Annotated in this window: 22 protein-coding genes; 13 read left to right on the forward strand and 9 right to left on the reverse strand. The window is 64.4% G+C overall.

What is annotated here, in order from left to right:
- Positions 1–205: 205 nt before the first annotated feature.
- Together aceA and C380_RS14230 are read right to left on the reverse strand one after the other, a co-directional pair.
- Positions 206–1,537, reverse strand: a complete 1,332-nt coding sequence (gene aceA / locus C380_RS14225) for an isocitrate lyase (protein ID WP_015014551.1) — start codon at positions 1,535–1,537, stop codon at positions 206–208.
- Positions 1,538–1,789: 252 nt separating this feature from the next.
- Entirely contained in the window at positions 1,790–2,215 is a 426-nt protein-coding gene (locus C380_RS14230; protein WP_015014552.1) for a gamma-glutamylcyclotransferase, read from the reverse strand.
- Between the two features lie 93 nt (positions 2,216–2,308).
- On the opposite strand from C380_RS14230, the gene C380_RS14235 reads away from it, so the two are divergent.
- On the forward strand, positions 2,309–3,223 hold the full coding sequence (locus C380_RS14235) for a DMT family transporter (protein ID WP_238544022.1): 915 nt from the start codon (positions 2,309–2,311) through the stop codon (positions 3,221–3,223).
- 15 nt (positions 3,224–3,238) lie between these two features.
- Here the strand turns inward: C380_RS14235 and rraA are convergent, their stop codons facing one another.
- Positions 3,239–3,751 carry a ribonuclease E activity regulator RraA gene (rraA, locus tag C380_RS14240; RefSeq protein ID WP_015014554.1) on the reverse strand — a complete coding sequence of 171 codons (513 nt, stop codon included), beginning with the start codon at positions 3,749–3,751 and terminating at the stop codon, positions 3,239–3,241.
- A 307-nt stretch (positions 3,752–4,058) separates the two neighbouring features.
- On the opposite strand from rraA, the gene C380_RS14245 reads away from it, so the two are divergent.
- The 9 genes from C380_RS14245 (at position 4,059) to hemP (ending at position 11,748) form a co-directional block, all read left to right on the forward strand.
- Entirely contained in the window at positions 4,059–4,379 is a 321-nt protein-coding gene (locus C380_RS14245) for an SWIB/MDM2 domain-containing protein (RefSeq protein WP_015014555.1), read from the forward strand.
- A 270-nt stretch (positions 4,380–4,649) separates the two neighbouring features.
- Positions 4,650–6,872, forward strand: a complete 2,223-nt coding sequence (locus C380_RS14250; RefSeq protein WP_015014556.1) for a TonB-dependent siderophore receptor — start codon at positions 4,650–4,652, stop codon at positions 6,870–6,872.
- A 66-nt stretch (positions 6,873–6,938) separates the two neighbouring features.
- A complete protein-coding gene (locus tag C380_RS14255; RefSeq protein ID WP_015014557.1) occupies positions 6,939–7,631 on the forward strand; it encodes a Fe2+-dependent dioxygenase in 693 nt (230 codons plus the stop codon).
- A 118-nt stretch (positions 7,632–7,749) separates the two neighbouring features.
- Positions 7,750–8,892, forward strand: coding sequence for an alpha-hydroxy acid oxidase (locus tag C380_RS14260; protein ID WP_015014558.1), 1,143 nt, complete (start codon positions 7,750–7,752; stop codon positions 8,890–8,892).
- 136 nt (positions 8,893–9,028) lie between these two features.
- Positions 9,029–9,301 (forward strand): bacterioferritin-associated ferredoxin, encoded by a 273-nt coding sequence (locus tag C380_RS14265; RefSeq protein ID WP_015014559.1) that lies wholly within the window; start codon positions 9,029–9,031, stop codon positions 9,299–9,301.
- A 104-nt stretch (positions 9,302–9,405) separates the two neighbouring features.
- On the forward strand, positions 9,406–10,104 hold the full coding sequence (locus C380_RS14270; protein ID WP_043565456.1) for an energy transducer TonB: 699 nt from the start codon (positions 9,406–9,408) through the stop codon (positions 10,102–10,104).
- Between the two features lie 25 nt (positions 10,105–10,129).
- Entirely contained in the window at positions 10,130–10,846 is a 717-nt protein-coding gene (locus C380_RS14275; protein ID WP_015014561.1) for a MotA/TolQ/ExbB proton channel family protein, read from the forward strand.
- 3 nt (positions 10,847–10,849) lie between these two features.
- The gene (locus C380_RS14280; protein ID WP_015014562.1) at positions 10,850–11,263 is read left to right on the forward strand and encodes a biopolymer transporter ExbD; all 414 of its coding nucleotides are present in this window, start codon (positions 10,850–10,852) and stop codon (positions 11,261–11,263) included.
- Between the two features lie 260 nt (positions 11,264–11,523).
- The gene (hemP, locus tag C380_RS14285; protein ID WP_043566615.1) at positions 11,524–11,748 is read left to right on the forward strand and encodes a hemin uptake protein HemP; all 225 of its coding nucleotides are present in this window, start codon (positions 11,524–11,526) and stop codon (positions 11,746–11,748) included.
- Between the two features lie 253 nt (positions 11,749–12,001).
- Here the strand turns inward: hemP and C380_RS14290 are convergent, their stop codons facing one another.
- A complete protein-coding gene (locus C380_RS14290; RefSeq protein WP_015014564.1) occupies positions 12,002–12,409 on the reverse strand; it encodes a heme-binding protein in 408 nt (135 codons plus the stop codon).
- Positions 12,410–12,630: 221 nt separating this feature from the next.
- Between C380_RS14290 and C380_RS14295 the strand changes: the two genes are divergently transcribed.
- Both C380_RS14295 and C380_RS14300 read left to right on the forward strand, forming a co-directional pair.
- On the forward strand, positions 12,631–13,326 hold the full coding sequence (locus C380_RS14295; RefSeq protein WP_015014565.1) for a Bax inhibitor-1/YccA family protein: 696 nt from the start codon (positions 12,631–12,633) through the stop codon (positions 13,324–13,326).
- Positions 13,327–13,439: 113 nt separating this feature from the next.
- Positions 13,440–13,814, forward strand: a complete 375-nt coding sequence (locus tag C380_RS14300; protein WP_015014566.1) for a hypothetical protein — start codon at positions 13,440–13,442, stop codon at positions 13,812–13,814.
- A gap of 71 nt (positions 13,815–13,885) precedes the next feature.
- Here C380_RS14300 and rlmD read toward each other — a convergent pair whose 3' ends face one another.
- The 3 genes from rlmD to C380_RS14315 form a co-directional block, all read right to left on the reverse strand.
- Positions 13,886–15,349: a 23S rRNA (uracil(1939)-C(5))-methyltransferase RlmD gene (rlmD, locus tag C380_RS14305; protein WP_015014567.1), complete on the reverse strand. Its 1,464-nt coding sequence runs from the start codon at positions 15,347–15,349 to the stop codon at positions 13,886–13,888.
- 68 nt (positions 15,350–15,417) lie between these two features.
- Entirely contained in the window at positions 15,418–15,714 is a 297-nt protein-coding gene (locus C380_RS14310) for a hypothetical protein (RefSeq protein ID WP_015014568.1), read from the reverse strand.
- 92 nt (positions 15,715–15,806) lie between these two features.
- Entirely contained in the window at positions 15,807–16,280 is a 474-nt protein-coding gene (locus C380_RS14315) for an Lrp/AsnC ligand binding domain-containing protein (protein WP_015014569.1), read from the reverse strand.
- A 127-nt stretch (positions 16,281–16,407) separates the two neighbouring features.
- On the opposite strand from C380_RS14315, the gene putA reads away from it, so the two are divergent.
- Positions 16,408–20,154, forward strand: a complete 3,747-nt coding sequence (gene putA, locus C380_RS14320) for a trifunctional transcriptional regulator/proline dehydrogenase/L-glutamate gamma-semialdehyde dehydrogenase (RefSeq protein ID WP_015014570.1) — start codon at positions 16,408–16,410, stop codon at positions 20,152–20,154.
- A 99-nt stretch (positions 20,155–20,253) separates the two neighbouring features.
- Here the strand turns inward: putA and C380_RS14325 are convergent, their stop codons facing one another.
- The gene (locus C380_RS14325; protein WP_015014571.1) at positions 20,254–21,324 is read right to left on the reverse strand and encodes a DUF6352 family protein; all 1,071 of its coding nucleotides are present in this window, start codon (positions 21,322–21,324) and stop codon (positions 20,254–20,256) included.
- A 105-nt stretch (positions 21,325–21,429) separates the two neighbouring features.
- Positions 21,430–22,017, reverse strand: a complete 588-nt coding sequence (locus tag C380_RS24070; protein ID WP_015014572.1) for a 2'-5' RNA ligase family protein — start codon at positions 22,015–22,017, stop codon at positions 21,430–21,432.
- Positions 22,018–22,159: the final 142 nt, after the last annotated feature.

The raw sequence follows: 22,159 nt of genomic DNA on the forward strand, positions 1-22,159 counted from the left end.
GCAGGCGCGAACAGCCAGCCTCAAAGGCCGGTCAACATCTCCGATGTAGTTCGCGGTGTCATAACCAGATTGCCTTTCTCGCTCTTGTGCAGTGAATTTCTGCGGATTTTAACCCCAGCACCCAGAAAAAAAGCCCGAAGCAGATGCTTCGGGCTTTTGTAGGGTGCATTTGGCGCCACAACAAAGTGGCGCCGAGCCCCTTAGATCAGTGGAACTGCTCTTCTTCAGTCGAACCCGTCAGGGCCTTCACGGAGGACGAGCCGCCCTGGATCACGGTGGTCACGTCGTCGAAGTAGCCTGCGCCCACTTCTTGTTGGTGCGACACGAAGGTGTAGCCCTTTTCACGTGCTGCGAATTCTGGCTCTTGCACCATTTCGGTGTAGTGCTTCATGCCTTCGCCCTGAGCGTATGCATGGGCGAACTGGAAGGTGTTGAACCAGTTGATGTGGATACCGGCCAGCGTGATGAACTGGTACTTGTAGCCCAGAGCCGACAGGTCTTCCTGGAACGAAGCGATCTGCTTGTCGTTGAGGTTCTTCTTCCAGTTGAACGATGGCGAGCAGTTGTACGACAGCAGCTTGCCAGGGCAGGCAGCGTGCACAGCTTGCGCAAACTCACGGGCAAAACCGATGTCTGGCACGCCGGTTTCGCACCACACCAGGTCCGCATAAGGGGCATACGCCACGCCACGGCTGATGGCTTGTTCCAGACCGTTCTTCACGCGGTAGAAGCCTTCTTGCGTGCGCTCGCCGGTCAGGAAAGGCTTGTCGTTGGCGTCGTGGTCGGACGTGATCAGGTTGGCGGCTTCGGCGTCGGTACGGGCCAGCACGATGGTGGACACACCCATCACGTCAGCGGCAAAGCGTGCAGCGATCAGCTTTTCGCAGGCTTCTTGCGTAGGCACCAGCACCTTGCCGCCCATGTGGCCGCACTTCTTCACGGCAGCCAGCTGGTCTTCGAAGTGAACGCCGGCTGCACCTGCGGCGATCATGTTCTTCATCAGTTCGAAGGCGTTCAGCACGCCGCCAAAGCCGGCTTCCGCGTCGGCCACGATCGGCAGGAAGTAGTCGATGAATTCCTTGTCGCCGGGGTTGATGCCACGGCCCCACTGGATTTCGTCAGCGCGCTTGAAGGTGTTGTTGATGCGGCGAACCATGGTGGGCACCGAGTCATACGCGTACAGCGACTGGTCGGGGTACATGGTTTCGCTGGTGTTGCCGTCGGCAGCCACTTGCCAGCCCGACAGGTACACGGCTTCGAGGCCGGCCTTGGCTTGCTGCATGGCTTGACCGGCAGAAATGGCGCCGAAAGCGTTCACGTAGCCCTTCTTGGCGCCGCCGTTGATCTTGTCCCAGAGCTTTTCAGCGCCGCGCTTGGCCAGCGTGTGCTCGATAGGCAGCGAGCCACGCAGGCGCACCACGTCGGCTGCGGAGTAACCACGCTTCACGCCCTTCCAGCGGGGGTTGGTCGCCCAGTCTTTTTCCAGGGCGGCAATTTGCTGTTCGCGGCTCAGTTGTTCGTTGAGGGATTGGGGCATGAGATCACTCCAGGGGTTGGTTGAAAACGCCGGGCTGCTGTGTGCCGCCCTTGAAGACAACTTTAAGTCTTCTATAAGACTTGCGCAAGCTCTTATGTCTTATAGAAGAGATAAATTTTCTTCTTTCAAAACAACCACTTAAACACGTGATTTCTCAATACGGAAATTGATTTCTCATATCGAGAAAAATTGCGGCAATGCAACATCTATCGCATCCCACATCAAGAAATTCAACTTTCGTATTGTGAGAATTCAGATGGGTGTAGCGCCAACTGCCCTGAGCCAGTCACCATCCTCGATCCGGCGTGCGCCCTGCGCATATCGGGGATGGATCTCGTACACCAGACAAGACAGCGCTTGGCCCTCCACCGTCACCGCAATTTCGCGCTTGCAGTACTCATCGGTCGGGTGTTCCCCGCCCAGTCCTTCGATGGCATCCAGAACGCTCTCCAGCGCAGACTCGATGGCGTACACCTCGCCATGCACCGGCCGGTCGCCGCCCAGGGTCATGCCGGGGTAAGCCCCCAGGTGGAACAGCATCCCTGCAACTTGCGCAAACCCCACCCAGCGCGGTGCGGGCGACAAGCGCGTGATGTCGTTCGACCCGCCGCGGCGCAAGGTGCCGTACACAAACACATGGCGTGGGGCGGCGACAGCAGGCAAAGAAGGCTCGGGCATGATGCGCAGTCTTTTTTGTTTGAACAGCGTCCCAGTCTAGTGAATACGCCCCCGCCCAGCCGCCCTTTCGCCTATCTGTGCCTGGCCCTCAGCATGTCGCTGGTAGGCAGTTATGTGGCGCTCTCCAAACCGCTCGCGGCCGTGCTGCCCGTGCTCTTGCTGGCCTGGATGCGCTTTGGCATCGGGGGCATCGCCATGCTGCACTGGCTCAAGAAGCCCGCCAACGAGCCGCCACTGACACCAGAGACGAAACGGCTGCTGTTCCTGGAGTCCTTTCTGGGCAACTTTCTGTTCACCATCTGCATGGTCTACGGCGTGAGCCTGACCGATGCGGTTTCGGCAGGCGTCACCATGGCGGCCATTCCTGCGGCTGTGGCGTTGATGGGCTGGGCATTTTTGGGCGAGCGGGTGGCGCCCCGCACCTGGATGGCCGTGCTTTGCGCAGTGGTGGGCATTGCCCTGTTTTCACTATCAAAACCAGAGCACTCAGCGCATATCGAACCAGCGCTTGGAGCCAAAAACACTGCAAACCACGCCTGGTGGGGCCAGATGCTGCTGCTGGGGGCCGTGGTTTGCGAGGCCGCCTACACAGTGATCGGCAAGAAGCTCACCGGCAGCCTGGGGCCCAAGCGCATCACCTCGCTCATCAACCTGTGGGGCTTTGTGCTGACGACGCCGTTTGGCCTGTACCTGGCGCTGGACTTTCCGTTTGCTTCGGTAGGCTGGGGCACCTGGGTCTTGCTGCTGTTTTACGCGCTGGCCGCCTGCATGTGGACGGTGTGGCTGTGGATGACCGGGCTCAAGGCCGTTCCCGCAGCGCAGGGCGGCGTCTTCTCGGTCATGCTGCCGATGAGTGCGGCGATGGTGGGCGTGCTGTTCTTGGGCGAGGCGTTGACGGGCATGCAACTGGTTGCCTTTGCCATCGCCCTGGCCAGCGTGCTGCTGGCCACCCTGCCCTCGCGCGCAGCACTGCGCGTTGGTCGGGGCGACCGCCCCGACCGATCCTGACCTGCACACCAACCGTCAAGTAGTCAACGCCTGCGCGCTGACCACGATGCCGTCGGCATCGGCATACAGCCAGTCGCCGGGCCGCACCCACACGCCCTGGATCAGCACCGCCACATCGCGCTGGCCTTCGCCCCGGCGCTCGGTGGGCAGCGGCATCAGCGCCAGCGCCCGGATGCCCACGGCAGCGGCGTTCAGTTCGGCCACGTCGCGCACGCAGCCGTCCACCACCAGGCCCGCCCAGCCATTGCGCGCCGCAGCGGCCGCCAGGTTGCCACCCACCAGCGCGCGGCGCAGGGAGCCCCCACCATCCACCACCAGCACGCGGCCCTCGCCCGGCGACTCCACGGCGGCTTTGACCAGGGAGTTGTCTTCGTGGCATTTGACCGTGGTAACCGGGCCCGCAAACACCGGCTTGCCGCCATAGCTCTGGAAAACAGGCGGCAAGACGCGGAACGCACCGCTCATATCGGCCTTGTGCACATCGCAGAAATCGCAGGTGGAGAAGGGAGGGTTAGAAGCTGCGGACATAGGGACAAAATCTTTCAAAGAGTGGGTCAGTGAAACGGGCCAAGCCAAGATTGTCGGCGCAATACAAGCCCTGACAGCCACGGCTCCACGCAGGCATAGGCCAGGCCACCCAGCCATGGGCTTTTGTCAAGGCTGGCGCGGCCCTGCGGCGAATTGCTGCACGCTGCGCGGCGCCACCGCTACAAATCGAGGCAAAAAAAGCCGTTTCTCCCTTGGAAACGCGTTTTTTTCCCATTAGCATCGGCCTGCCAGTGGGAAAGCGTCGTTTTCGCTGGTAAAAATTTATTCCCAACAAGGACAACCCAACATGGCAACTGCAAAAAAAGCTCCGGCAACCACAGCCCCAGCAGCCAAGAAGGCCGCTGCACCCGCCAAGAAGCGGACCCCCAACGCCGCATTCATGAAGGCGCTCACGCCCAGCCCCGCGCTGGCCGCTGTGGTGGGCTCGGCACCTCTGCCGCGCACGGAGATCATCAGCAAGCTGTGGGTCTACATCAAGGCCAACAACCTGCAGGACGCCACCAACAAGCGCAACATCAACGCCGACGCCAAGCTCAAGGAGCTGTTCGGCAAGCCCCAAGTCTCCATGTTTGAACTGGCTGGCCTGATCGGCAAGCACGTCAAGTAAGCCCTGGCGCTTTGCGACCTGTGTCGCACCCGTAAAAGAACCGGCTCTGCCGGTTTTTTTACGTCCCTACCCTGTCGAAGTGTGGCGCGCTCGCATCAATGCAAATGAGAATGACCCGCATTTGATGTAACATAAAGCTGCACGACGACGCACAGCCATGTTGATCTAGCCACTGCCTCTCGCCTGCTCTTGGTGCCCCTGCGCGCCACCTGCACACCCCTATTGACGGAGGCCCTCTTGGCTAAATCTCGCGCCCAGCGCCGCAGCGGCATGCTGCGTTCTTCTCCCGCATTTGTTGTTTCTCCCGCTGCTGCGCCCTCGCAAGCCGCATCGTCCGACAAGGCCCTGCTGCCGCTGGGCGCGCTGATGCTGGCCGCCTCGATGGGCGCCATGGCGCAGACCAGCACGCCAGAAACCACCTTGTCCACCGTGACAGTAAAGGAAACTGCCGAAATCCAGGGCAAGGACACCCTGCTCATCAAGAAGACCACCGTGGGCAAGGGTAAGCAGGACATCAAGGACATCCCACAGTCCGTGACGGTGTTCACCGAAAAGCTGATGAACGACCGCAACCAGGACGACTTCCGCGAAGTGCTGCGCACCACAGCGGGCGTGACCTTCCAGTCCGGCGAGACCGGTGAAGAAGATGTGCGCCTGCGTGGCTTCTCGCTGGGCCTGGCAGGCGACATCTACGTGGATGGCATGAAGGACGCCCCGCTGATCGAGCGCGACACCTTCAACAACGACCGCATCGAGGTGCTCAAGGGCTCGGCCTCCATGCTGTTTGGCAAGGGCTCGACCGGCGGTGTGGTCAACCAGGTCAACAAGTACCCGCTGCTGATCGACCAGCACGAAGCCGGTTACACGCTGGGCACCGGCAAGTACCACCGCGCCACGGGCGACTTCAACTGGGTGACGGGCGAGAACGCGGCCTTCCGCCTGAACGCCATGGTGCAGGAGTATGACAACTACGGCGCCAAGCAGGACAAGCGCGGCATTGCGCCCACGTTTGCCTGGGGCATCGGCACGCGCGACGAGTTCTCCGTCGGGCTGTACTACCTCGAATCCAAGGGCCGCCCGCTCTACAACCACCCCTGGCGCCTCTCGGCTGACGGCAAGATCAACATGCCGCTGGAAGCGGGCAAGTACTACGGCCTGGCCAGTGACCACAACGACACCACCTCGCAATACGTCACGCTGGGCCACATCCACCGCTTTGACGACAACGGCGAGCTGACCACGCGCCTGCGCTACGGCAAGTACGAGCGCGACCTGCTGGCCAGCACCATCGGCTTCCAGAACAGCGCCATCACGCTCGACCAGATCAACAGCAGCACCGTGCTGACCCGTGGCTCCAAGGGCCGCGTGGGCGAAAGCAACGTGCTGCAAGTGCAGAGCGACTACAACAACACCTACACCTGGGGTGGCAAGAAGCACGCGGTGCTGACCGGCGTGGACTATTACGACGACGACGCCAAGCGCAACCAGAACTACGCCAACACCACCACACGCCCCACCACCACCGTGGGCACACCCAACGATGGCGCCTGGGTGGCCGACGGCCGTGCGCCGGTGCAGTGGAACACCTTCACATCGCGCAACCTAGGCCTGTACTTCCAGGACACGGTGTCGCTGACCGACACACTCAAGCTCGTGGGCGGTCTGCGCTACGACAACTTCCGCGCCTCGTACCGCAATGCCGCAGGCAACCTGAGCAACTCGCGCTCCGACAGCCTGTTCAGCCCCCGCATGGGCTTGATCTTCCAGCCTGACGAGCTGACCTCGTACTACGTGTCGTACGGCACTTCGTACAACACCTCGGGCGACACCTACCAGTTTGGCAACCCCGGTGCCACCACGGCGCGCACGGCCAACACCGACCCGGAAAAGAGCCGCAACATCGAAGTCGGCGGCAAGTTCGAGCTGTTCGAGCGCCGCGCCCTGCTGGGTGTGGCCGCCTTCTACAGCCAGAAGTACAACGAGCGCAACACCGACCCCGACACCGCTGCTGCGCAGGAACTGCTCTCGGGCAAGCGCCACGCCACCGGCATGGAGTTCAACCTGGCCGGCCGCCTGACACCGAAGTGGGAGCTGTTCTTCAACCACACCTGGATCCCATCGGCCAAGATCGACAAGAGCAACGTGGTGCTGGCCTCCAACGGCGGCGGTGCGCAGGTGCAGGGCGACCGCCCCGGCCTCACGCCCAAGCACAGCGGCAGCGTGTGGAGCACCTACGCCGTCACTTCCAAGCTGCGTGTGGGCGCTGGCCTGACGTACCGCGCCAAGCAGAACCCCGAGGGCTCGCGCGCCGTGTACGCCAGCGGCTTTGCGGTGGTGGACGCCATGGCCGAGTACGCGTTTGACGACAAGACCTCGCTGAAGCTGAACGTGAGCAACCTGTTCGACCGCACGTATGCCGAAGGCCTGTACCGCGGCTTCTACACGCCCGGCGCGCCCCGCGCTGTGCAGCTGACGCTGAAGACACGCTTCTGACGCACCTCTGAAGTCCCTCGAATGAACCGGCCCCGGCACCACCCGGGGCCGGTTCACAATGGCTCCATGTTCCTGCACATCCAAGACGTTCTCACCGCCGACGAGGTCGCGTTCTTCCGGCAAAAGCTCTGGGCAGCCGACGCCCCCTGGGTGGACGGCGCCCGCAGCGCGGGCGGCCAGGCGGTGCACCAGAAAAACAACCTGCAGCTGGCACAAGCCAGCGAGCTGTCTGCCCAGCTCCAGGGTTTGGTCAAGGCCGCGTTGAATCGCAACGCCCTCTTCTTTTCGGCGGCTCTGCCGCGCCGCATCTACAACCCGCTGTTCAACAAGTACGGAGACGGCGCCAACTTCTATGGCAACCACGTGGACAGCGCCGTCATGCACTCCCGCGCCGACAACTGCTGGGTGCGCAGCGACCTGTCGTGCACGCTGTTCCTCACCCCGCCCGAGGACTATGACGGCGGCGAACTGGTGATTGCAGAAGCCCTGGGCGAGAAGCGCATCAAGCTGCCTGCGGGCAACATGATCCTGTACCCCAGCAGCACCGTGCACCAGGTCGCACCGGTCACGCGCGGCCACCGCGTGAGCAGCTTCTTCTGGGTGGAGAGCATGGTGCGCGGACTGGAACAGCGCCAGTTGCTGTTCGACATGGACATGGCCCTGCTCAAGCTGCGCCAGACCCACGGCGACACCGACCCGTCGGCCATCGCGCTGTCGGGCACGTACCACAACCTGCTGCGCATGTGGGCCGATGTGTGAGACACCTCAAACGCCCAACCCCACGGCAGCGAGCGGGGATATGAGACACCCCGCTAAACTATTATTTTGATAGCACCCAGCGCATGATCCACTAGCGCTTGGTGCTATTTTTGTTTGTATGACCCAAATTCCTGCACGCCACACCATCCCCCCGGGCCTGGTCACCCTGGCCGACCACGAGCAGCACGCGCGCACGCAGCTGGACGACAACGCCTGGGCGTACTTCAGCGGCGGCGCGGCCGACGAGATCAGCCTGCGCGCCAACCGCAGCGGCTGGGACGCCCTGCCCCTGTGGCCCCGCGTGCTGCGGCCGCTGGCGGGTGGGCACACCCGCGTGCCTCTGCTGGGCCGCACGCTGGCGCACCCCATTCTGCTCGCCCCCGTGGCCTTCCAGCGCCTGGCGCACCCCGATGGCGAACTGGCCCTGGCCTACGCCGCAGCAGCGCTGGGCGCGGGCGTGGTGCTCAGCACCCAAGCCAGCGTGTCGCTGGAGAGCGTGGCCCAGGCCGTGCTGCCCGACCCGGGGCGCGGCCCGCTGTGGTTTCAGCTGTACCTGCAGCCGGACCGGGGCTTCACCCAGGCGCTGGTGCAGCGTGCCGAAGCCGCCGGCTACGAAGCCCTGGTGCTCACGGTGGACGCCCCCACCAGCGGCGTGCGCGACCGGGAGCGGCGCGCGGGCTTTCGGCTGCCGCCCGGCGTGGGCCCGGTCAACCTGACGGGCCTACAGGTCCCCGCCCCTTCCGCATTGAGCCCCGGCCAGAGCACCTTGTTCGACGGACTGCTGCACCATGCCCCCACCTGGGACGACATCGCGTGGCTGCAGTCCATCACCCGGCTGCCGGTGCTGCTCAAGGGCGTGCTGCACCCCGCCGACGCGCGCCAGGCCGTGTCGGTGGGCGCGGCGGGCCTCATCGTGTCCAACCACGGCGGGCGCACGCTCGACACGGCCCCCGCCACCGTCACCGCCCTGCCCCGTGTGGTGCAGGCCGTGGGCGGCGCGGTACCGGTGCTGGTGGATGGCGGCATCCGGCGCGGCACCGACGTGCTCAAGGCCATGGCACTGGGCGCATCGGCCGTGCTGGTGGGCCGCCCTGCCGTTTGGGGCCTGGCCAATGCGGGGGCGGCGGGCGTGGCCCATGTGCTGCGCCTGCTGCGCGACGAACTGGAGGTCGCCATGGCACTGACCGGCTGCGCCACCCTGACAGAGGCCACGCCTGCACTGCTGGAGGGGCAGGACGGAGCCCCATCGGGCAGAGACTGAGCTCGGGGTATCAGTAACCTGCCAGAGGCAGGTGTCACCTTCCCCCTGTCGGCAGGAATGATTTATTGCAAATGCGATAGATTCGTATTTATAATCTCAATCATCCTTTTAACAGCCAGCCACACTGCCTGCCGCCATGATCGTCTGTGTTTGCCGCCGGGTTTCGGACCGTGAGATTGCCCGCCATGCCCGTGCCGGCATGAGCTTCGATGAGATCCAGTTCGAACTGGGCGTGGCCACCCAATGCGGATGCTGCGAAAGTTGCGCCCGCGACGTGGTGGCGCAGTGCAGTGCTTCGCAACCGGTAGCCGCCTTGCGCAACGACGCGGCACCGCAGGCGATCCAGCTTGCCAGCTCCATTCTGGAAAGCAAGTCATGGAACTCCTCTCAACCCTCGCAGGCAGCCTGATTCTGGTCGCAGGATCGGCCTGGTGGATCTTTCGCAAATAATCCGGGTTTACCCGGCAACGTCGGCTCTATGCTCTGGGTCGGCGCTGCCTTTCCTTTCGTTTTATGTCTCACCCTGATCGTTTCGCCCCCCCTGGCGGTGTGAGCCGCAATGCCGTGATCGTCGGCTCCGTGGTGGCGCTGCATGTGGCGGGCATCTGGGCACTGCAATCCGGCCTGGTGCGCAAGGCGGCCGAGGTGATCGTGCCGGCCGAACTGCTCAGCGAATTCATCGCACCGCCCGCCCCGCCCAAGGTCACCCCACCGCCACCGGCCCCTCCTCCACCGCCCAAGCCCGCCCCCAAGGCCGCGCCGCGCCCGGCCCCGATGCCGGTGGCGATTGCCGACCCCACGCCAGCGCCCAATGCCCCCACCGGCATCACCACGCCCCAGCCGCCCGCACCGCCCATCGAGGCCCCTGTGGCGCCCCCGGCCCCCGCGCCTGCGCCACCGGCACCACCCGCACCACCCGCACCGCCCAAGATCGAGCTGCCGTCCAGCGACGCGGCCTACCTCAACAACCCCAAGCCCAGCTACCCCGCCATCAGCAAACGCATGGGCGAGCAAGGCAAGGTGGTGCTCAGGGTGCTCATCGGCACCGACGGCGTGCCGCAGAAGGTCGAGGTCAACAAGTCCAGCGGCTTTGACCGGCTGGACCGCCAGGCCCAGGACGCCGTGATGCGCTGGCGCTTTGTACCCGGCAAACGCAACGGCGTGCCCGAGGCCATGTGGAACCTCGTCCCCGTCAACTTTGTTCTCGAATAAACCAATCACCGCTCAGGGAGTTTTCATGGAATCGCAATTCGGCATCGCCAACGTCTGGATCCAGGGTGACTTTGTCACCCGCGCCGTCGCCATCCTGCTGCTGGCCATGTCGCTGGCCTCGTGGATCGTCATCCTCATCAAGGCGCTGGACATCATCAAGTTCAAGAAACACGCCCGCGCCGCCCAGGACTTCTGGCACAGCGAAGACTTTGCCGCTGGCCTGACCAAGCTGGGCGCCGACCCGACCAACCCCTTCCGCCACCTGGCGCTGGAAGGCCGTGAAGCCACCGCCCACCACCGCAACACCAAGGCCCATCTGCACGACAGCCTGGACGTGAGCGACTGGGTGACCCGCTGCCTGCGCAACTGCATCGACGAGTTCACTGCCCGCCTGTCCTCGGGCCTGGCCATCCTGGCGTCGGTGGGCTCCACTGCCCCGTTCATTGGCCTGTTCGGCACCGTGTGGGGCATCTACCATGCGCTGCTGGCCATCGGCACATCGGGCCAGTCCACCATCGACAAGGTGGCCGGCCCCATCGGCGAGGCGCTGATCATGACCGCCCTGGGTTTGGCCGTGGCCATCCCGGCGGTGCTGGGCTACAACGCGCTGGTGCGCGGCAACAAGTCCATCCTGAACGGTCTGAACAGCTTTGCCCATGACCTGCACGCCTACTTTGTGACCGGTGCCCGCGTGAACGCTGGCGAGCCCGGCAAGGTGCTGCCCATGAAGAAAGGCAGCTAAGCCATGGCCTTTGGAACCCAAGACGACACCGATGACGTGATGAACGAGATCAACATGACGCCCTTGGTGGACGTCATGCTGGTGCTGCTCATCATCTTCATCATCACCGTGCCGGTGATGAAACACGCGGTGAACGTGGACCTGCCCCGTGCCACCAACCAGCCCGAGAACGTCAAGCCCGAGACCGTGCGCCTGTCGGTGTCGGCTGATGGCAAGTTCTTCTGGAACGAATCGCAGGTGTCCGAAGAAGAACTCTTCCCCCGCCTGCAGGCCGAGGCCGCCAAGGAACCCCAGCCGGACCTGCACATCCGTGGCGACAAGAACGTGCGCTACGAATTCGTGGCCCAGGCCATGGCGGCCGCGCAGCGCGCGGGCGTGCGCAAGATCGGGTTTGTGACGGACCCACAGGGGCAGTAACGGCACGGCGACAGCTACCTGCAGCCCCCGCGCATCCTGCCAGCCTACCCACGGGGGACGCGCTGGCGGGCGGCAAAGAGGTTGGGCTTTTGTAGCGGGCTCATCGCCTGGTTACCCGGCGCCCGCAGCGCACAAAGCCCCCGGCCTTGCGCCTGATGCAGGTCGGGCGCAGGAACAAAAGGAAACACACAGTTCGCTTGACTTGTAATTGCGAATCGTTATCATTAACAAAACGCACTGCAATGACCCAGGAAACCTCCATGCAAGCCTCCCTGACCTCCGCCCCGCTCCGCCGCACTGCGTCTGCCGACTCGGCGGGCGCCCCGGTATCTGGCGAGGCATCGTCCTCCGGCGCGCGGGGCGCCACGGCCGCGCTGGACAGCAGCGTGCTGCTGCAAGGCCACAAGACGGTCGCCATCAGCCACAACGGCTCGGTGTACCGCCTGCAGGCCACCAAGCTGGGCAAGCTCATCCTGACCAAATAGTTTCATCGTGGGGCGACTCCCGGGCTTGCAACAAGCTCGAAAGGGTCGTTTTTGCCAGCCAACGGGTTTGCGCCCGCGTAGCCAGGCTTTTTTTGCTGCCCCCGACCCCGCCAACAAAAAACCGGCCCACAGGCCGGTTTTTTTATGCTCCCACAGGGTTTTGAAGCCTTTTTGGCACCATGCGCTAGTGGAATATGCGCTTGCAGCTATCAAAACAAGAGCAACTGCAACCCCTGCTGGGTGAGCACCCGAATCAGAGGCCCAAGGCTGCGATGCCCGCGCGGGCGATCTGCGCATCTTCGGTGGACTTCACGCCGCTCACGCCCACGGCGCCCAGGCACTGGCCGTCCTTCATGATTGGCACGCCGCCTTCGAGCAGACCGTCAATGGTGGGCGCGCTCAGGAAGGAGGTACGGCCGCCGTTGATCACGTCCTCGTAGACCTTGCTTTCGCGGCGGCCCAGAGCGGCCGTGCGGGCCTTGGAAGGGGCGATGTGCGACGACACGGCCGCTGCGCCGTCCAGACGCTGCAGCCACAGCAGGTGGCCGCCATCGTCCACGATGGCGATGGTCACGGCCCAGTTGTTCTTGAGGGCTTCGGCTTCAGCGGCGGCGGCCACGGCCTTGACGTCGGCCAGTTCGAGTTCGTGCTTGGTTTTCATGGAGAGATCCGAAAGATGGGGAGGAAGCCAGGCGCCACAGGCCGCCCGACACACAAAGAGAGTCGAGCATACCGGCATCCCCCGCGCCGTTGCACCCAGCGAGGGTGAAAGTATCCTTACCAAAAGTAGGTGACCGGGTGCGGTTTTTGGGGGGCAAAAAACGCTCTCACCCTAAAATTTCTCTTGTCTGCGTCGTGCAGGCCAACAAGGAGAGACACAAGATGAATGACCAAGTCACCACCCTGGGCCACTCTGCGGGCTATGGCATCTCGCAGGAAGAGCGCCACAAGGTGCTTCGCAATACGTACTGGCTGCTCGCCCTGAGCATGATCCCCACGGTGTTGGGCGCCTGGATTGGCGTTGCCACCGGCATCACCCGTTCGCTAACCGGCGGCCTGGGCCTGATCGTGTTCCTGGGCGGCGCGTTCGGCTTCATGTTCGCCATCGAAAAGACCAAGCGCTCGGCCGCTGGCGTGCCGGTGCTGCTGGCCTTCACGTTCTTCATGGGCCTGATGCTGTCGCGCATGATCGGCATGGTGCTGGGCTTCAAGAACGGCACCGACCTCATCATGACGGCCTTTGCCGGCACGGCCGGTGTGTTCTTCGTGATGGCCAGCCTGGCCAGCGTCATCAAGCGTGACCTGTCGGGCATGGGCAAGTGGCTGATGGTAGGCGCGCTGGTGCTCATGGTGGGCGGCATCATCAATGTGTTCGTGGGCTCCGGCGTGGGCATGATGGTGATCTCGATGCTGGCCATCGGCATCTTCAGCGCCTACATGCTGTATGACCTGAAGCAGATCCTGGACGGCGGCGAAACCAACTACATCAGCGCCACGCTGGCCCTGTACCTGGACATCTTCAACGTGTTCCAGAGCCTGCTGGCCCTGCTGGGCATCATGGGTGGCGAGCGCGACTGAGCCCTGCCAGTCCCTTGACCTCCATCAAAAGGCTCCCTCGGGAGCCTTTTTTGTGGGCCACGCACCAAGATCAAGCCTCAATAGCACGGCCAGTGTGCCGATAATGCAAGTACATGTATCCACAAAGCCCCTCCACCACATTGCGCCTGATGGTTCTGGCGGGCCTGTTGCTGCTTGCCGGTTGCGACAAGATGCCGGGCCTGGGCCCTGATCCGCGCGTGGCGCAACGCGATGCCGAGGCCAAGGCCATTGGCGGTGCCTGCCGCCACGCACTGCGGGGGCTGGAAGACTGCTACACCCTCAACCCCAAGGCGTCCAAGGCCTCGGTGTTTGCCGGCTGGAAGGACATGGACGCCTACATGCGTGAGAACAAGATCGAGGGCACGCCCTCGGTGCTGGGCAAGGTGGAAAAGCCAGAACGCAGCGAACGCGCACCCGACATCGAAACCGAACCCCGCGACCCTGCCGCCAGCCGCAACCGCAGCTGACGTGACGCCCGGGGGGCGATGGCACGGGACGGAGGGCTGAACCCTCCGCGCACCCTCTTTTTCACGGACTCTCAGACCCGCTCGAACACCGCCATGCTTTCCACATGGGCCGTGTGCGGAAACATGTTCACCATGCCCGCCGCCGTGCACCGGTAGCCGGCCAAATGTACCAGCAGCCCCGCGTCGCGCGCCAGGGTGGCCGGGTTGCAGCTCACGTACACAATGCGCTTCGGAGGCGTCCAGCCTTCGGCCCCTGCGGGCAACGGGCCAGCGCCCTCGGCGCCAATGCGGGCCTGCTCGATGTCCGCCAACGCCTTGGCCAGAGCAAACGCCCCTTCGCGGGGTGGGTCCACCAGCCATTTGTCGGCAGCGCCGTCGGCCACCAGCATCTCCGGTGTCATCTCGAACAGGTTACGCGCTACAAAATCCGTAGCTGCCAGCGCTTTATGGTCCGGCGCCTGGGCCTGATTCAATGCATAGTTCTCACGCGAGCGGGCCACCAGGGCCTCACTGCCTTCAATGCCCAGCACCTCGCGCGCCTGCGTGGCCAGCGGCAGCGTGAAGTTGCCCAGGCCGCAGAACCAGTCGATCACGCGCTCGTGCGGCTGCACGTCCAGCAGGCGCAGCGCGCGGCTCACCAGCACCCGGTTGATGTGCGGGTTCACCTGGGTGAAGTCGGTGGGCTTGAAAGGCATGGTGATGCCAAAGTCCGGCAGTGCGTACGACAGCTGCTCACCACCCTCGTCCAGCAGCTTCACGGTGTCCGGGCCCTTGGGCTGCAGCCACCATTGCACGTGGTGCTCTGCGGCAAAGGCGCGCAGCCGGGCGATGTCCTCGGCGGAGAGCGGCTCCAGGTGGCGCAATACCAGCGCGGTCACGGTGTCACCACAGGCCAGTTCGATCTGCGGGCAGGTGTCGCGGGCGTCCAGGCTGGCAATCAGGGCGCGCAGGGGCATCAGCATGGCATCGACATGCGGCGGCAGGATCTTGCAGGTCTGCATGTCGGCGATGTACCGGCTCTTGCGCTCATGAAAGCCCACCAGCACCTGCCCCTTCTTGATCACGTGGCGCACGGCCAGGCGGGCACGGTAGCGGTAGCCCCAGGCGGGCCCTTCAATGGGACGCAGCATGGTCTCGGCCTTCACCTTGCCCAGGTGCCAGAGGTTGTCCTCCAGCACCCGCTGCTTGACGGCCACTTGGGCACCGACGTGCAGATGCTGCATCTTGCAGCCGCCGCAGGCGCCTGCGTGCAGGCCAAAGTGCGGGCAATCCGGCCGCACGCGCTGGGACGATTCGCGGTGGATCGCCACCAGGCTGGCCTGCTCCCAGTTGTTCTTTTTGCGGTGGGTGTTGGCGGTGACCAGCTCGAATGGCAGGGCGCCATCGATGAAGACCACCTTGCCGTCAGGCTTGCGGGCCACGCCCTGGGCGTCGAGGTCCATGGACTGCACATGCAGCCAGCCTTCAGGCAGGTTGTCTTGAGCGTTCTGCTCGGTGGGTTCAAACGAGGGGGATAGTTCTTTCGGTGCGCTCATCCCCCGATTGTCTCAGGCGCGGCATGCCCGCTGGCCGCACCCGGGCGAACTGCCCATGTCAGGCCCGGTCAGCCCCGGTCAGCGCGCGCAGGCCGCATGCCACCGGGCGCGGACACAGCCGTCAGCGGCAGCTTGTTGATGGTGAGTTCACAGCCAAAGTTGTCGGGAGAAAACACCAGGGTCGAGCCTGGGGCCACCAAGGGCAGGGTTTCGTGGATCTGCCGCGACATGTCCACCGGCGGCTCCGGGGCGCGGTACACGATGTCCTTGTCGGGGCCATAGACGACGTAGCAGGATGCAGCGGCCGTCTGGCTGAACAGGGCAGCCACCAGGGCTGCGGCGGCATAGGGAAAAGCGGTCGTCATGGTGTGGCTCCTCATGCAAGCAAATCTGCAGGGAATTATGCGGGCTTCTGCCAGCACCGCCAATCCGGTGGGTGCAAGCGCACCGTGTGCGGTCAGCGCAGGTATAGGTGGTTGGTGTGCTTGACCTCTTCCATCACTGCATAGGTGCGTGTCTCGCGCACTCCTGGCAGCTGCCACAGCACATTGCCCGCAAACACGCGGTAGGCGTTCATGTCGGCGGACCGGGTTTTCAGCAGGTAGTCGAACCCGCCCGCCACCATGTGGCATTCCATGATCTCGGGGTGCACCTGCACCGCCGCCTTGAACTGGTCGAACACGTTGGGCGTTGTGCGGTCCAGCAGCACCTCCACAAACACCAGCATGCCCGCGCCCAGCTTGAGCGGGTTGAGCCGCGCCTCGTAGCCCAGGATGAAGCCATCGCGCGTGAGGCGCTGCACCCGTGCCAGCACGGCCGTGGGCGACAGGGCCACGGCCTCGGCCAGCTTGAGGTTGGCAATGCGTCCGTCCTCCTGCAGGATTGACAGGATCTTGCGGTCGATGCGGTCCAGATCGGGTTCTGTTTGCATTTGTATTAGCGATTTATTCTGCCTAAACCGCCATTTTCGAACATTTATTCACCAGCAACCCAAGGATCATCGCCAGTAACACGCCCAACGCCTTGTTTGGCCCTCCAAACCACCGAAAGACATCGCCATGACGCAGCCCTCCGCCCCGTTTGCAGACTTCGCGCCCCGCACACCGCTGAACAACCCGCTGCGCGCCGCCATCACCGCCGCCTATCGCCGCCCCGAGCCCGAGGCCCTGGCCCCACTGCTGGCCCAGGCCCGCCTGCCTGCTGATCAGGCCGCAGCGGCCGAGCAACTGGCCCTCCGAATCGCCAAGGCGCTGCGTGAACGCAAGGCCAGCGCCGGGCGCGCGGGCATCGTGCAAGGGCTGCTGCAAGAGTTCTCGCTGTCGTCGCAAGAAGGCGTGGCGCTGATGTGCCTGGCCGAGGCGCTGCTGCGCATCCCCGACAAAGCCACACGCGACGCGCTCATCCGCGACAAGATCAGCAATGGCCAGTGGGATTCGCACCTGGGCAAGAGCCCCTCGCTGTTCGTCAACGCCGCCACCTGGGGCCTGCTCATCACCGGCAAGCTGGTAGCCACGCACAGCGAAAGCAGCCTGGGGAGCTCGCTCAGCCGCCTGATCGGCAAGGGCGGCGAGCCCCTGATCCGCAAGGGCGTGGACATGGCCATGCGCATCATGGGCGAGCAGTTTGTGACCGGCGAAACCATCGACGAAGCCCTGCGCAACGCCCGCACGATGGAGGCCGAGGGCTTTCGCTATTCGTACGACATGCTGGGCGAGGCTGCGTTGACCAGCGAAGACGCCAAGCGCTATTACGCCTCGTATGAGCAAGCCATCCACGCGATTGGCAAAGCTTCTGCCGGGCGCGGCATCTACGAAGGGCCAGGCATCTCCATCAAGCTCTCGGCCCTGCACCCGCGCTACAGCCGCGCACAGTTTGGCCGCGTGATGGACGAGCTGTACCCGCTGGTGTTGCGCCTGACGGTGCTGGCCAAGCAGTACGACATTGGCCTGAACATCGACGCCGAAGAGACCGACCGGCTGGAGCTGTCGCTGGACCTGCTGGAGCGCCTGTGCCACGAGCCCACGCTGGCGGGCTGGAACGGCATTGGCTTCGTCATCCAGGCCTACCAAAAGCGCTGCCCCTTCGTCATCGACTACGTGGTGGACTTGGCCCGCCGCACCCAGCGCCGCCTGATGGTGCGCCTGGTCAAAGGCGCGTACTGGGACAGCGAGATCAAGCGCGCCCAGGTTGATGGCCTCACGGACTACCCCGTCTACACCCGCAAGGTGCACACCGACATTTCTTACATCGCCTGCGCCAAGAAACTGCTGGCAGCACCCGAGGCTGTGTACCCCCAGTTCGCCACGCATAACGCCGAGACAGTGGCCACCATCTACCAACTGGCGGGCAGCAACTACTACGCGGGGCAGTATGAGTTCCAGTGCCTGCACGGCATGGGCGAGCCGCTGTACGAGCAGGTGGTGGGCGCCGTCACCGCAGGCAAACTCGGCCGCCCCTGCCGCATCTACGCCCCCGTGGGCACGCACGAAACCCTGCTGGCCTACCTGGTGCGCCGCCTGCTGGAGAACGGCGCCAACACCTCGTTTGTGAACCGCATTGCCGACGAAACCATTGCGCTGGATGAGCTGGTGAAAAGCCCCGTGCAGGTAGTGGATCAACAAGCCGCCACCGAAGGCACTGCCGGCCTGCCCCACCCGCGCATCCCCCTGCCAGCGGCGCTGTACGGAGTCCACCGCAGCAATTCACGCGGGCTGGATTTGTCGAACGAAAACACGCTGACCGAGCTGGCCGCCACGCTGCAAGCCACCGCTAGCCACGCCTGGACGGCAGCGCCCCTGCTGGCCGCTGATGTGCCCACAGGCCCCACCCAGCCCGTGCGCAACCCCGCCAACCACCACGACGTGGTGGGCCAGGTGCAAGAAGCCACCACCGCCGACGTAGACCAGGCCCTGGCGCACGCCCAGGCCGCTGCAGCCCCCTGGGCCGCCACGCCACCCGCCGAGCGCGCCGCCGCCCTGCTGCGCACCGCCGACCTGCTGGAAGAGCGCATGCAGCCCCTGCTGGGCCTGCTGATGCGTGAAGCGGGCAAGAGCGCCAGCAACGCCGTGGCCGAAGTGCGCGAAGCCGTGGACTTCTTGCGCTACTACGCCGCGCAGGTGCATAGCACCTTCGACAACACCACCCACATCCCGCTGGGCCCCGTGGCCTGCATCAGCCCCTGGAACTTCCCGCTTGCCATCTTCATGGGCCAGGTCGCCGCCGCCCTGGCCGCAGGCAACCCGGTGCTAGCCAAGCCGGCAGAGCAAACCCCGCTGATCGCCGCCGAGGCCGTGCGCCTGTTGTGGCAGGCGGGCGTGCCGCGTGCCGCTGCGCAACTGCTGCCCGGCCAGGGCGAAACCGTGGGCGCCCGCCTGATTGGCGACGCCCGCGTGATGGGCGTGATGTTCACCGGCTCCACCGAAGTAGCGCGCATCCTGCAGCGCACTGTGGCCGGTCGGCTCGATGCCGCAGGCCGCCCCATACCGCTGATTGCCGAAACGGGTGGGCAGAACGCGATGATCGTGGACTCGTCCGCCCTGGTGGAACAGGTGGTGGGCGATGCCGTGTCGTCCGCGTTTGACAGCGCGGGCCAGCGCTGCTCGGCCCTGCGCGTGCTGTGCGTGCAGGAAGAAGCCGCCGACCGCGTGCTCGAGATGCTGCAAGGCGCCATGGGCGAGCTGCGCGTGGGCAACCCCGCTGAGCTGCGCGTGGACGTGGGCCCCGTCATTGATGCCGAAGCGCAGACAGGCATCACCCGGCACATCGAAAAATTCAAGGCCCAAGGCCACCGCGTGTTCCAGCACCCGAATCACGTTTCTGCCGTCAGCGCATCGGGCACCTTTGTGCCCCCTACCCTGATCGAACTGAACCACATCGGCGAGTTGCAGCGAGAAGTCTTCGGCCCCGTGCTGCACCTGGTGCGCTATGCGCGCAGCGACCTGGACCGCCTGCTCGATCAGATCAATGCCACCGGCTACGGCCTCACACAAGGCGTGCACACCCGCATCGACGAAACCATTGCCCGCGTGGTCAACCGCGCCCATGCCGGCAACGTGTACGTGAACCGCAACATGGTGGGCGCCGTGGTGGGCGTGCAGCCGTTTGGTGGCGAAGGCCTGTCGGGCACGGGCCCCAAGGCGGGCGGGCCGCTGTATCTGCTGCGTCTGCTGTCGCAGCGCCCGGCCGATGCGCTGAAACGCACGTTTGCAGAGGCCGACCGCACCAGTCCTCCCGACACGGAGCGGCGCGAGCGCCAACTGGCCCCCTTGGCCACCTTGCAGCAATGGGCCCACACGCAGGGCAACGCCACGCTAGCCGCTACCTGCCAGCGTTTGGCGAACGAAACGCAGAGCGGCACCTCCCGCACCCTGCCCGGCCCCACGGGTGAGCGCAACGTCTACACCCTGGCCCCGCGCGCCCGCGTGCTGTGCCTGGCGCACAGCGTGGAAGACCTGCTGGCACAGACAGCCGCCGTGCTTGCCAGCGGCGGCACGGCCGTGTGGCCTACCGACCAGGCCAGCCTGCGCACGCAGTTGCCCACCCTGGTGCAGGCGCAGGTGCTGCTGCAGGACCACACACTGAGCGACGGCACGCTGCAGTTGGACGCCGTGCTGCACCATGGCGACGCCGCATCGCTGCAGGCAGCGTGCACCACCCTCGCCCGCCGCCCCGGCCCCATCGTGGGCGTAACCGCGCTGCGGCCTGGCGCCACCGATATCCCGCTGGAGCGCTTGCTGATCGAGCGGGCACTCAGCGTGAACACCGCGGCCGCAGGTGGCAATGCGAGCCTGATGACGATTGGATGAGGGCCCTGTACAGCAGCGCTGCTCATTCGAAAAAATCTGAATCAAATTGGCCGCTAGCGCTTATTCATCATGCGCCAGCAGCTATAAATTCAATAGCAATCAAGAGAGCAACACCAGCGGCAGATTGAGCAACAGGTTCTGCGGCTTGATGCGCACCACGCCCTCGGCGTTGGTCGCCAGCCCCAGGTACACCGGCTTGCCCGCCACATCGGCCCGCATCTCGGCCGGGTTGGCAAAGGTCAGCGTGAACAGGCTCACTAGCCGCGACATGCGCTCCGGCTCCACGGGCCGGTCCTGGTACAGGTCGTTGAGGATGGCGGTGGACTCCACATCCAGCCCCACATGCCAGCGCCAAGCGCTGTCGGTGACCTGGTGCACTGGCTCGATCTGCACCTGCACGCCCAGCAGATCTGCCACCCAGCGCTCCAGCACACGGGCAAGGGCTTTCAGGCCCGAGCGCGCACGGGTCATCTTGAAGGTCAGACCATGGCTCAGGTCCTGCGTCAGCTCGTGGGTCAGATCGAGCAGAAAGTGATGGCGATCGCTCTCCTGCCAATACTGCCCCGCATTGTCGGCCGACAGCACCTTGACCTGCGCTGTGGGCTGCAGCGCGCCACTTTGCAGCAGCAAGCGCCCCACGTCGCCCAGACCCGCAGTCTCGTTGAGCATGTCGAGCGTCTCCCGGTCGCCTGCCAGCATTTGCCCCTCTTGCAAGGTGATGCGCTGCGGCCGAAACAGCATCTCCGCCGCGCGGGCTTCAAATGCATCGTTGCAGTCATCCAACACGTTGCGCAACAGGGCCTGCACCACGGCGTCGATGAACACGGCCGGCACGTTCACCGCCCCACTGCGCATGAGCTGCAGGAAATAAGCCTCCAGCGTGCCGGCGGCCAGCAGGCCATCGCGAAAGCGCAGGAACACGGTGTAGTTCTCGCGCGCGTCGTCGTCCTGCAATGCAGCCAGCTCCGCAGAGGTGACCACCCGAGCAGGTGACACCTTGAGCGATTCATGCAGTGCGATCTCAGCAGCGCACGACTCTGGCACCAGCGCCAGCTCTGGTCGGGCCAGCAGCCAACGCAGGTATCCGTCGGTGGGGGGCAGCCAGCCACGGGCATCGCGATCCAGCGTTTGGAAACCACAACCGGGCCAGAAATCGTGAAATGTCGTCATGTAGAAATGAGAGAGCCAATGACCTCAGAGGATGGTAGCTGCGGAAGCTTCCGCACCACGATGCAGCACAGCAAGTCCACATGGGTATCCGCTTGCTTCGCAAGGTCACCAATCAAGAAAGACCTGTTGCCGTGCCTTCAAGGTCCAGCGCGCGAGCACATCATGCCTGCCCAGGCCGTAGAGGCTGTCTACCAAGGCAAACTGCGTCACGGTCCACGCCACGGGAGCGACCACCATCCGGTCAATGCGTTCGTGCTTGTAGTGCAAAGTCATGTGCGGGTTGAAATGGCTGCGGATCTGAGTCTCTGCAAACCCCATGCGACGCATCGTGTTGCCCAGCGCATGTTGAAAACCTCGCAATTCGCGCGCAGCGCCCGCTTGTAGCGCCAGCTCGACGGTGCCGAAAGTCCCCTTTTGAAAGCCGCCCCGGGACTGCAGCACGTCAAGGCGGACCCCAAACGGTTCGTAGTCCATGGCGCTACCCGTCGCCAGCGCCAAGTCGATTACCCCTCGGGGGATGCTGTTCAGGAAGCGCCCCAGATAATGGAGCGTGATGTGCAGCCGATCCAAGGACATGGGCTCGCCTCTGCCCGCCCCACGGGGTCCTTGGAGGCGCCGCAGCAACTCCTTGGCCGTCTCGGCGGCAAGCGGCGTAGGGAAGAGAAAATAGTAGATATCGTGAAGCTGGAACATGGCACAGAAAGCTCCGGAAAATCCGTCGCATTGTGCGCCAATACTGTTTAAATAAACAGTATTATGATTTACCCCCACTCACTCCCACTCCATCATCAACAAGACGCCCAAACCCGCGTGGTTAAAGGGATTGACTGTGATC

The organism is Acidovorax sp. KKS102 (assembly GCF_000302535.1).
In the GTDB taxonomy this organism is placed as follows: domain Bacteria; phylum Pseudomonadota; class Gammaproteobacteria; order Burkholderiales; family Burkholderiaceae_C; genus Acidovorax.

Bases quoted from the DNA above. Each gene is read 5' to 3' on its own strand.
- aceA (WP_015014551.1), bottom strand. From the start codon at position 1,537: ATGCCCCAATCCCTCAACGAACAACTGAGCCGCGAACAGCAAATTGCC.
- C380_RS14230 (WP_015014552.1), bottom strand. From the start codon at position 2,215: ATGCCCGAGCCTTCTTTGCCTGCTGTCGCCGCCCCACGCCATGTGTTT.
- C380_RS14235 (WP_238544022.1), top strand. From the start codon at position 2,309: ATGTCGCTGGTAGGCAGTTATGTGGCGCTCTCCAAACCGCTCGCGGCC.
- rraA (WP_015014554.1), bottom strand. From the start codon at position 3,751: ATGTCCGCAGCTTCTAACCCTCCCTTCTCCACCTGCGATTTCTGCGAT.
- C380_RS14245 (WP_015014555.1), top strand. From the start codon at position 4,059: ATGGCAACTGCAAAAAAAGCTCCGGCAACCACAGCCCCAGCAGCCAAG.
- C380_RS14250 (WP_015014556.1), top strand. From the start codon at position 4,650: ATGCTGCGTTCTTCTCCCGCATTTGTTGTTTCTCCCGCTGCTGCGCCC.
- C380_RS14255 (WP_015014557.1), top strand. From the start codon at position 6,939: ATGTTCCTGCACATCCAAGACGTTCTCACCGCCGACGAGGTCGCGTTC.
- C380_RS14260 (WP_015014558.1), top strand. From the start codon at position 7,750: ATGACCCAAATTCCTGCACGCCACACCATCCCCCCGGGCCTGGTCACC.
- C380_RS14265 (WP_015014559.1), top strand. From the start codon at position 9,029: ATGATCGTCTGTGTTTGCCGCCGGGTTTCGGACCGTGAGATTGCCCGC.
- C380_RS14270 (WP_043565456.1), top strand. From the start codon at position 9,406: ATGTCTCACCCTGATCGTTTCGCCCCCCCTGGCGGTGTGAGCCGCAAT.
- C380_RS14275 (WP_015014561.1), top strand. From the start codon at position 10,130: ATGGAATCGCAATTCGGCATCGCCAACGTCTGGATCCAGGGTGACTTT.
- C380_RS14280 (WP_015014562.1), top strand. From the start codon at position 10,850: ATGGCCTTTGGAACCCAAGACGACACCGATGACGTGATGAACGAGATC.
- hemP (WP_043566615.1), top strand. From the start codon at position 11,524: ATGCAAGCCTCCCTGACCTCCGCCCCGCTCCGCCGCACTGCGTCTGCC.
- C380_RS14290 (WP_015014564.1), bottom strand. From the start codon at position 12,409: ATGAAAACCAAGCACGAACTCGAACTGGCCGACGTCAAGGCCGTGGCC.
- C380_RS14295 (WP_015014565.1), top strand. From the start codon at position 12,631: ATGAATGACCAAGTCACCACCCTGGGCCACTCTGCGGGCTATGGCATC.
- C380_RS14300 (WP_015014566.1), top strand. From the start codon at position 13,440: ATGTATCCACAAAGCCCCTCCACCACATTGCGCCTGATGGTTCTGGCG.
- rlmD (WP_015014567.1), bottom strand. From the start codon at position 15,349: ATGAGCGCACCGAAAGAACTATCCCCCTCGTTTGAACCCACCGAGCAG.
- C380_RS14310 (WP_015014568.1), bottom strand. From the start codon at position 15,714: ATGACGACCGCTTTTCCCTATGCCGCCGCAGCCCTGGTGGCTGCCCTG.
- C380_RS14315 (WP_015014569.1), bottom strand. From the start codon at position 16,280: ATGCAAACAGAACCCGATCTGGACCGCATCGACCGCAAGATCCTGTCA.
- putA (WP_015014570.1), top strand. From the start codon at position 16,408: ATGACGCAGCCCTCCGCCCCGTTTGCAGACTTCGCGCCCCGCACACCG.
- C380_RS14325 (WP_015014571.1), bottom strand. From the start codon at position 21,324: ATGACGACATTTCACGATTTCTGGCCCGGTTGTGGTTTCCAAACGCTG.
- C380_RS24070 (WP_015014572.1), bottom strand. From the start codon at position 22,017: ATGTTCCAGCTTCACGATATCTACTATTTTCTCTTCCCTACGCCGCTT.